Here is a 9,709-nt window from a genome sequence, read left to right on the forward strand (position 1 = left end):
CCTCTCCCGCCCCCCGTCGGGCCCCGCATGCTACGCAGGGCCGGACCGGAGGCGCGAGCCGAGACCAGGGCGTGGGCTGGAACCGGAGGCGTGGGGTTACCAGGAGCCGCCCAGTTCCTTGAGGGTGAAGATGCCGCCGGCGCGGTCATGGATCGGGTCCGTCAGATCCGGCTCGCCGTGCTCGGCGATCAGCGCCTCCGCGTACGACTCGGAGTCGTCCCGGGAGACGTACCCGATGGATTTGGCCTCCTCCAGCGACCACCACCGCCGCGTGTTCTCAGAAACCCCCCAGACTACGTGATACCCGGGCGCGACCAGCGCCGCCTCGACGAGCCGGTTGAGGTCGTCGGGCGAGATCCAGGTGGCCAGCCCGCGCGTGTCGAGCGAGCCTTCGTTGCAGGTCCCGAGCCGCACCACGGTGATGTCCATGCCGAACCGATCGTGATAAAGGCTGCCGAGAGCCTCCATGACGACCTTGCTGACCCCGTAATAGGTGTCGGGCCGCGGGAAGGCGTAGTCCGGCAGGTCCTCGCCCTCCGCCGGCCGGGTGTGGAAGCCGACGGCGTGGTGGCTGCCCATGAGCACGAGGTTCTGGACGCCCTCCTCACGCGCCGCCTCCAGCAGCACGTGCATGCCATTGATGTTGGCGTGCACGATGTCCGCCCAGGGACGCTCCCGGCTCTGGCCGCCCAGGTGGAGCACCGCGTCCACGCCCTTCATCGCCTCGGCCATGGCGACCGGGTCGGCGAGGTCGGCCGTCACCCATTCCTCCCCCGGTCCGGTCTCGACCTCGTGGAGGTCGGAAAGCCGCAGGATGCGGCCCTCGCGGGCGAGACGCGGGCGGAGCAGCGTGCCGACTTTCCCCGCGGCACCGGTCATGAGAATGCGCATGCATCCATGGTGTACACGATTCTGACAGAAATTCACATCCTTGAATATTGACCGTGATGCATGCGTGTAGTTACGTTCACCCACACGAGTTCAAAAACCGGACTCATGTCCACGTATGTGAACGGGAGGCGGTCTGATGTCACGTCGCTTGCTCGGGGCCGCGATCATCACGTCCCTGGCCGTAACGCTGACAGGCTGCGGTTCCGGGGGATCAGCTTCAGACGACACATTGGAGATCTGGATCAGGCAGGCGCCCGATTCCGACTCCGCCAAGACGGCGAAGAAGCTCGCCGACGCATTTACCCAGGCCAGCGGTGTCAAGACGAAAGTGGTCGCGCTCTTCGACGATTTCGAGACCAAGCTCAATCAACAGGCTGCGCAGAAGCAGCTTCCCGACATCGTGATCAACGACACCGCCCAGCTCGGCAACATGCAGTCGCAGGGCTGGTTGCGCGAGGTCGACAAGGCCTCGCTGGCCGGCGCCGACAAGCTGGCGGACCGGGCCTGGTCGGCCGCCACCGGCAGCGACGGCAAGGTCTACGCCGCCCCGTTCTCTGCTCAGGCGTTCGCGCTGATCGTCCGCAAGGACTGGCGCGACAAGGTGGGCATGGAGCCTCCGCAGACCTGGGAGGACCTGTCCAAACTGGCCACCGCGTTCACCGAGAAGGACCCCGACGGCAACGGGCAGAAGGACACCAGCGGCTTCGTCATCCCGGCCGGCACCAAGCGCGGCTATGCCTCCTGGTACGCCTCCTCGCTGATCTACGGCAACGGCGCCGACTTCCTCAAGTCCAACGGCTCGGGCAAGTACGTGGCCACCGCCAACGACCCCAAGTTCGTGGAGGCCGTCCAGTATCTGCAGGACCAGTTCTGCAAGTCCAAGACCGTCAACCCCGGCGCGGTCAGCAACGACACGACCGTCACCCATGAGGTGTTCGAGAAGGGCCAGGGCGGCATCTACCTGGTCGGCCCGTACGTGCTGGCCCGTTTCGTCAAGAGCATCGGCACCGACAAGATCGAAGTCCTGCCCGTGCCCAAGGGCCCGTCCGGCGGCCCCGGCACTCTCGGCGAGGGCGAGAACGTCTACATGATGGTCGGCTCGCAGATGGAGGACGCACAGAAGAAGTTCGCCGAGTACGCGATCTCCCCCGAAGGCCAGAAGATCGGCATGAACAAGGACGCCAACGGCGCCATCGTCCGCCTGCCGGTCAACACCACCGTGGACATGGCCGCCGAGCGCCAGGACCCGCGCTGGAAGGTGTTCCAGGAGTCGTACGACTTCGCCGTGTACGCCCCGCCGGTGCCGAACTGGGCGCCGATCCGCCAGACGTCCGCCGACGCCATCAACACGGTCTGGGCCGACTGCACCGCCGACGTGAAGACGGCGATGGACGGGCTCAACACCAAGCTCACCCAGGAACTGCAGAACCAGAAAGCGTCATGACGTCGACCCTCACCCGGGCCGGAGCACGGACTGCGACCCCCCACCGCCGCACCAAGTCGGTGCGGTGGCGGGGGTCGCTGATCGCCTGGCTGTTCCTGGCGCCGGCACTAGTGCTGTTCCTGTACTTCAAGTTCATCCCGATGGGCCTGGGCCTGTGGAAGAGCTTCCACGAGGTCCACTACATCAGTGACACGTGGGTGGGCGCGGACAACTACAAGACGATCCTCACCGACGACGCGTTCGGCGCCGCCATCTGGCACAGCATCGTGCTGGCCCTCGGCACCACGGTCGGCTCGATCGTGCTCGGGCTGGGGTTCGCGCTGCTCATCGAGGGCCCCGCCCGGTATCTGTGGTTCGTCAGGACCGCGGCGTTCCTGCCTGTGGTGACCACGATGGCCGCGGTGGCCGAGGTGTGGCGGATCATGTTCCACCCGGCCGACAGCGGCATGCTCAACACGATCATCGGCTGGGTGGGCGTCGATCCGCAGCCGTGGCTGGCCAGCGAGAACTCCTCGCTCTGGTCGATCATGCTGATGAGCATCTGGCGCGGCACCCCGTACGACATGATGATCTTCCTGGCCGGACTTGTCGGCGTGGACCGCACGCTCTACGAGGCGGCGGCCGTGGACGGGGCCTCCACTTGGCACCGGCTGCGGCACATCACGCTGCCGGCGCTGCGGCCGGTGTTCTGGATCCTGTTCACGCTGGCCGCGATCCGCGGGCTGCGGGTGTTCGTCGAGGTCTACGTGCTGACGAACGGCGGTCCGAACGGGTCGTCCGAAGTCCTGATGACCTTGATCTACAAGCTCGGGTTCCAGTCGAACGAGCTCGGCGTCGCCTCGGCGGGCGGGATCGTGTTGTTCCTGGCCACGCTGGCGCTCACCGTGGTCGTGCAGTTGTTGCGCAGGAGGCAGGCGGCATGAGGTTCGACAGCGCTCTGGGGCTGGAGTCGCGCAGGGGACCTCTGGCCACCACCGGAAAAGTCATCGTCTATGGCTTCATGGTGATCGTTTTCACCGGGCCGTTGGTCGGGTTGCTGATGAGCGCGTTCAGCAAGACCCTCGACCCGACGTCGTTCTCCCTGTGGCCGGACGAGTTCACGCTGGAGAACTTCGTCCAGGCCAAGGACAAGAACGTCTACCTCTACCTGCTCAACTCGTTCATCGTCGTGGGCTTCGGGCTGCTGTTGCAGATGCTGGTGAGCGTCTTCGCGGCGTACTCGCTGGCCCGCAAGAAGTTCCGCGGCATGACGTTCGTGATGTTGCTCATGCTGGCCACGATGATGCTCCCCGAGGAGATCATCGCAATCCCGCTGTCACTGGTCCTGGCCGACATGCCGGTGTTCCACACCAACCTCATCGGCACGTATGCCGGGATGATCCTCCCGGTCGGCGCCTGGGGCTTCTCGATCCTCGTCATGACCGAGTTCATGAAGGAGGTGCCGGTCGAGCTGGAGGAGGCCGCCCGCATCGACGGCGCCGGCGAGCTGCGGATCTTCGCCACGATCATCGTGCCGCTGTGCCGTCCTGCCCTCGGCGTGATCGGCGTCTTCGGGTTCACGATGATCTGGGACCAGTATCTGCTGCCGTTGATCGTCGCACCCGAGTCGGACATGTGGACACTGCCCATCGCGCTGCGCTCGCTCCGCTCCGACGAGGAGGTCGGGATCGGCGTGCTGCTCGCGGCCTCGCTACTGGCGCTGTTGCCGTCGATCATCGCGTTCCTGGCGTTCCAGCGGCAATTCATGCGTGGTCTCACTAGCGGCGCGGTCAAGGGTTAAGTATCCATGTATCTGGACGGAATCCCATATCCTGGATCTTCAACGCCGCAAGGTAGATGGGATGAGCATGGAGCCCCAGCTGGTCAAGTCCGCCGAGCGGACAGTACGCATCCTGGAAGTCCTGGCCGAGTCGCACGACACCTTGACGTTGTCGGAGCTCCAGCAACGCACCGGGTTCCCGCGCAGCAGCCTGCACGCTCTCATGCGGACGCTGGTCGAGCTCAACTGGGTCGAGACCGACTCCGGCAGGTCCGCGTTCGGGATCGGTCCGCACGCGCTGCTGACCGGCACCGCGTACCTGGACAAGGATCCGGCGCTGCCGTTCGCGCAGGAGATGCTGGAGGACCTGCGGGACGAGATCGGGCGTACCGTGCACTTCGCCCGCAGGGACGGCGCGCACGTGCTTTACCTGGCGACCAGAGAGTCGCGCGAGGCCGCGCACGTGATCCCCAGGGTGGGCCGGCGTCTGCCCGCCCACGTCACTGCGCTCGGCCAGGTGCTGCTCGCCCAGCTCACCGACGACGAGGTCGGGGCGCTGCTGCCCCATCCGTTGATCTCACTCACCGAGCACACGATCACCGACCTGACCAAGCTCACCGGCGAGCTGGATCAGGTCCGCACCAGGGGCTGGTCGTACGAGCGCGAGCAGGGCACGCCAGGCGTGGCCTGCGTGGCCGTCGCGGTCGACTACCGCATCCCGGCCACGGACGCGATCAGCTGCTCCATGCCCGCCGGTCTCCCGCCCGCCGACGTCGAGCGGATCACCGAGGCAGTGATCAAACACACCCGCAAGCTGGCTGCCACTCTGCGCAGGGAGGGCATCCGCTAGAAAGGACCATTGATGCGGCTAGACGGCGTTCTCTTCTTTCCGGTGACCCCCTTCGGGGCCGATGGCGAGCTGGCCGAACAGGTGCTCGCCAGGCACGTCGCCGACGGGGTCGCGGCCGGGGCGGGAGGAGTGTTCACCGCGTGCGGCACCGGTGAGTTCAACGCCCTCGATCTCGGCGAATACAGCCGGGCGGTCGCCACGTCCGTCGCCGCCACCGAAAGGCGCGTCCCGGTCTTCGCCGGGGCCGGCGGCACGCTGCCCGCCGCCAAGGCGATCGCCCGCGCCGCCGCCGCTCAGGGTGCCGACGGGCTCCTGCTGATGCCGCCCTACCTGGTCACCGGCCCTGCCGCCGGCCTGGTGCGGTACGTGCGGGAGGTGGCCGAGTCCGTCGAGCTGCCGATCATCATCTACCAGCGGGGCACGGCGCGCTTCACGCCTGAGGCGGTGGCGTCGCTGGCACAACTACCCAACGTCGTGGGCTTCAAGGACGGCCTCGGGGACTTCGACCTACTGCAGCGGATCATCCTGACCGTACGGCAGTCCACCGACAAGGAGTTCACGTTCTTCAACGGGCTGCCGACCGCCGAGTTCACCGTGCCCGCGTACCGGGGAATGGGTGTGAACCTGTATTCGAGCGCGGTGTTCGCGTTCGCGCCCGAGATCGCGCTGGCCTTCCACAAGGCGGTGACGGGTGGGGACGAGGTGCTGGTGCAGCGACTGCTCACCGGGTTCTACCTGCCGCTGGTGGAGTTGCGGGACCTTGTGCCCGGTTATGCGGTTTCGCTGGTCAAGGCCGGGGTGCGGATGCGCGGGCTGGACGCCGGAGGGGTGCGGGCGCCGTTGGTGGATCCGGAGCCGGAGCATCTCGCGACACTGGAGCAGATCATCGCCACCGGACTGGAAATCGCCGGCGCGTGACGCCTGCCCGAAGACGACCGGTCGCGTTGGGGGCGGCGTCGCACCGTCTCCGTCCCGCTTCGGGACGGACTCGCGGCACGCCGCCGCCTCCGGATCACGCCCGTGCGCTCATACCTCCAGACGCCCGTCCACCCGTCGCGGAATGGAGAGCGGATTGTCGTCCTTCAGCTCGTCCGGCAGGAGCGCCTCCGGCCAGTCCTGGTACGCGGTCGGCGCCAGCCACCGGTCGATGGCCGTGGCCCCGACGGAGGTGTGCGTCGTGGTGGCGGCGGGCCAGGGGCCACCGTGCTGCATCGCCCAGCACACGGCCACTCCGGTCGGCCACCCGTTCCAGATGAGCCGCCCGGCCTTCCTTCCGAGCACCTCCACGACGTCGCCGGCCTCATCGGCGTCGGCACCGTGGACGGTGGCGGTCAGCGAGCCGTCGAGCCGCTCGAGCACGGACCGCAGATCGGAAATCTCCCGATATGTCACCACGATCGAGGCAGGCCCGAAGCACTCCTCGCCGATCTCCGGCAACTTCTCTGCGAACGTGTCCAGCTCCGTGGTGAACACCTTCGGCGTGACCGCCCAGCTCCCGGCGCCGGGCTTGCCCTCGGCCAGCAACCGCAGCTCGCCGAGCCGCTCGACCCCGCCGAGGTATCCGTCCCTGATCCGCTCGGCCAGCATGGGCCCGCCGCTGGTCCCCTCGACCGCCTCCACCAGGGCCTTGCGCAGCTCGTCGTTCTCCGGCACGAACATGAGGCCGGGGTTCGTGCAGAACTGCCCGACCCCCAGCGTCAGCGACCCCGCGAACCCGGTGGCCACCCCCTCCACCGGCGCGGACGGCAGCACGACCACGGGGTTGACGCTGCCCAGCTCACCGAAGAACGGGATCGGCACCTCCCGCTCGTCGATCAGCTTCTGGATCGCCTTCCCGCCGGCCACGGACCCGGTGAACCCGGCCGCGACCACCGAAGGGTGCTTCACCAGGTCGATGCCCGCCTGCATGCCCTGCACGAGACCCAGCAGGTCCGGGTACGGGAGCGAGTTCCTGACGATCTTCGCCACCCGCTCGGAGGTGTTCGGGTGACCGGGGTGCGCCTTGACGACCACTGGGCAGCCCGCGGCCAGCGCGGAGGCGGTGTCGCCGCCCGCCACGGAGAACGCGAACGGGAAGTTGCTGGCCGAGAACACGGCGACCACGCCGGGCAGCGCATGCTTCATCCGGCGCACGTCGGGCCGGGGCGGTGTCAGCGACGGGTCGGCGTGGTCGATGATGGCCTCGACGTATGCGCCGTCCCTGAGGACCTGGGCGAAGAGCCTGAACTGCCCGGCCGTGCGCGCGACCTCACCGCGCAGGCGTGCCTCGCCGAGCGCGGTCTCCTCGTCGGCAAGCTGCCAGAGCTCGTCCACGTGCGCGGACAGGGCGTCGGCCACCGCCTCGAGCGCGAGCGCCCGCTCGTCCGCCGGCGTCGACCGCCAGGCCTGACCGGCCGCGGCGGCAGCAGAAACGATCATGTCGACCCCGGCGTTGTCGGTCTCTGGCAGGGCGGCGCCCACGGTCTCGCCGGTCCTGGGGTCGTGTCCGTAGATCATCGAATGGCCCTTCGGAGTCTTGACACTTCTTCAGCCTGATTCTTACAGTTTTGGCAACTTGTCCACAAATCTGGCAATTGTTCACATATATGGACGGCGGTCGTATGATCATCAGGGAGATCCGCGTTACACCCGTTGCTTTCCGGGATCCACCCCTCCTGAACGCCGCCGGGGTCCACGAGCCATGGGCCCTCCGTACCATTGTCGAGGTAGTCACGGACGAGGGTCTGACCGGCCTCGGTGAGACGTACGGCGATCTCGAGCACCTCGGCAAGGTTCGCGAGTGCGCGCAGGCCCTGATCGGGCTCGACGTGCACGCCGTGAACACGATGTACGCCCGGATCAACTCGCTTGTCGGCGACGTGGTGACCGATCTGCACGGCCTGACCGGCGTCGCCACCAAGGAGAAGAGCGTCGACCGGGTCTTCGCCGCCTTCGAGGTGGCCTGCCTGGACATTCGCGGCAAGGCGGCCGGCGTGCCGGTCGTCGACCTGCTCGGCGGCCGGGTCAGAGACGCGGTGCCGTACAGCGCGTACCTCTTCTACAAGTGGGCCGGCCACCCGGGCGAGGAGCCGGACAGGTTCGGCGCGGCGCTGGACGAGGCAGGCATCGTCGAGCAGGCGGCACTCCTGATCAAGGAGTACGGCTTCAAGTCGATCAAGCTCAAGGGTGGCGTCTACCCGCCCGACCAGGAGATCGCCGCGATCAAGGCCCTGTACGAGGCGTTCCCTGGAGTGCCGCTCCGCCTGGACCCCAACGCCGCCTGGTCCGTCGAGACCTCGATCCGCGTCGGTCGCGAACTCGAAGGCACCCTCCAGTACCTGGAGGACCCCACCCCTGGCATTCCCGGCATGTCGGAGGTCGCCGCCGCCGTCCCCATGCCCCTCGCGACCAACATGTGCGTGGTCACTCCCGAACACCTGCCACCCGCCATCGCCTCCGGCGCGATCGGCGTCCTGCTCCTGGACCACCACTACTGGGGCGGCCTCGTACGTTCCTCGCACATCGCCACCCTCTGCGGCACGTTCGGGCTGTCGCTGTCCATGCACTCCAACTCCCACCTCGGCATCAGCCTGGCCGCCATGACCCACCTGGCCGGCGCCACCCCGAACCTCACCTTCGCGTGCGACACCCACACCCCCTGGCAGGACGGCCAGGACGTGGTCGTGCCGGGCAGCCTCCGCTTCTCCGACGGCGCCGTCCCCGTCCCCGCCGGCCCCGGTCTGGGCGTGGAGCTGGACCGCGACGCGCTGGCCCGGATGCACGAGCAGTACGAGACGTGCGGGGTCGTGGCGCGTGACGACACGACGTACATGCAGCGCTTCGAGCCCGGCTTCACGGCGAAGAGGCCTCGCTGGTGAAACCCTGGAAGATGATCGGCTGTTCCCGGGAAGGAAGGCCGCTGTCATGAACGTCCTCCCCAGGGAGGCCCCCGCGATGAACCGTCCCACGGAGAGGGCCGCTTCGATGAACGAGCAGGCCGCGCCGGCGCACCCCATCGGCAGTTCCACAGAGAGGCCCCTGCGATGAACATCGCCTACGTCTACCCCTGGGACGTCGTCGGCGACCCTTCCGCCCCTGAGCGCCTGGCCGCCCTGGGCGTCGACGCGGTCGCCCTGGCCGCCAGCTACCACTCCACCCGGGCCGCCACCCCGTACCATCCGTCCCACCGCGTCCTGGACGTGCCCTATCCGGCCTTCTACCTCCCGGTACGCCCGTCCGCCTGGGGCCGCCTCGTCCCGGGCGCCCCCACGTGGTCCCCCGCCGACGCCTACCTTCAGGCCAGGGACGCGTTGAAGGCCGTCGGCCTCCAAGTCCACGCCTGGACCGTCCTCACCCACAACTCCCACCTGGGCGCCGCCCACCCCGACCTGGCCGTACGCAACGCCTTCGGCGACCCGTACCCGTACGCGCTGTGTCCGGCCCACGAGGACGTCATCGAGTACTGCGAACGCCTCGTCCGGGAGATCCTGACCGTCGGCGAACCGGACGGCCTGATCCTGGAGGCCTGCGGCCCGCTGGGCTTCGGCCACCAGAGCGTCCACGAGAAGACCTCCGGAGCAGACTGGACCCCTGTAGACGCCGACCTCCTGTCCCTGTGCTTCTGCGCGGCCTGCGCCCCCCGCTACCCCGAACCCACCCGAGCCCGGATCCGCGCCCTCATCGACCGCACCCCACTTCCCGCCACCAGCACCGGGAACGCCTCCAGCACCAGCAGCAGCTCGGCCACCTCAGCCCACCGCCCTACCGGTGCCGCAGACGCGTCAAC

The 9,709-nt window shown here is 68.1% G+C and carries 8 protein-coding genes and 1 pseudogene; 7 read left to right on the forward strand and 2 right to left on the reverse strand.

The annotated features are described in order from the left end of the window. Positions 1-96: 96 nt before the first annotated feature. Positions 97-891, reverse strand: a complete 795-nt coding sequence (locus tag ETD86_RS49525; protein WP_170223723.1) for an NAD-dependent epimerase/dehydratase family protein — start codon at positions 889-891, stop codon at positions 97-99. 136 nt (positions 892-1,027) lie between these two features. Here ETD86_RS49525 and ETD86_RS49530 point away from each other — a divergent pair, with 136 nt between their 5' ends. The 5 genes from ETD86_RS49530 to ETD86_RS49550 all read left to right on the forward strand — a co-directional run bounded on the left by ETD86_RS49530 (position 1,028) and on the right by ETD86_RS49550 (position 5,862). Beyond that, positions 1,028-2,335 carry a sugar ABC transporter substrate-binding protein gene (locus ETD86_RS49530; protein ID WP_138673569.1) on the forward strand — a complete coding sequence of 436 codons (1,308 nt, stop codon included), beginning with the start codon at positions 1,028-1,030 and terminating at the stop codon, positions 2,333-2,335. Next, complete coding sequence (locus ETD86_RS49535; protein ID WP_138673570.1) at positions 2,332-3,258, forward strand: carbohydrate ABC transporter permease; 927 nt, start codon at positions 2,332-2,334, stop codon at positions 3,256-3,258. The genes ETD86_RS49530 and ETD86_RS49535 overlap by 4 nt, the downstream gene beginning before the upstream one ends. Further along, complete coding sequence (locus ETD86_RS49540) at positions 3,255-4,115, forward strand: carbohydrate ABC transporter permease (protein WP_138673571.1); 861 nt, start codon at positions 3,255-3,257, stop codon at positions 4,113-4,115. The genes ETD86_RS49535 and ETD86_RS49540 overlap by 4 nt, the downstream gene beginning before the upstream one ends. Before the next feature lie 61 nt (positions 4,116-4,176). Then, a complete protein-coding gene (locus ETD86_RS49545) occupies positions 4,177-4,944 on the forward strand; it encodes an IclR family transcriptional regulator (protein ID WP_246149443.1) in 768 nt (255 codons plus the stop codon). A 12-nt stretch (positions 4,945-4,956) separates the two neighbouring features. Next, on the forward strand, positions 4,957-5,862 hold the full coding sequence (locus ETD86_RS49550; protein ID WP_138673572.1) for a 5-dehydro-4-deoxyglucarate dehydratase: 906 nt from the start codon (positions 4,957-4,959) through the stop codon (positions 5,860-5,862). Between the two features lie 108 nt (positions 5,863-5,970). Here the strand turns inward: ETD86_RS49550 and ETD86_RS49555 are convergent, their stop codons facing one another. Continuing rightward, positions 5,971-7,440, reverse strand: coding sequence for an aldehyde dehydrogenase (NADP(+)) (locus ETD86_RS49555; RefSeq protein WP_138673573.1), 1,470 nt, complete (start codon positions 7,438-7,440; stop codon positions 5,971-5,973). 104 nt (positions 7,441-7,544) lie between these two features. Here ETD86_RS49555 and ETD86_RS49560 point away from each other — a divergent pair, with 104 nt between their 5' ends. Together ETD86_RS49560 and ETD86_RS49565 are read left to right on the forward strand one after the other, a co-directional pair. Next, complete coding sequence (locus ETD86_RS49560; protein WP_138673574.1) at positions 7,545-8,801, forward strand: glucarate dehydratase family protein; 1,257 nt, start codon at positions 7,545-7,547, stop codon at positions 8,799-8,801. Positions 8,802-8,966: 165 nt separating this feature from the next. Next, positions 8,967-9,709: pseudogene (locus ETD86_RS49565) on the forward strand (hypothetical protein); the annotation flags it as partial.

It is taken from the genome of Nonomuraea turkmeniaca (genome assembly GCF_005889735.1).
GTDB classification, from domain to species: Bacteria; Actinomycetota; Actinomycetes; order Streptosporangiales; family Streptosporangiaceae; genus Nonomuraea; species Nonomuraea turkmeniaca.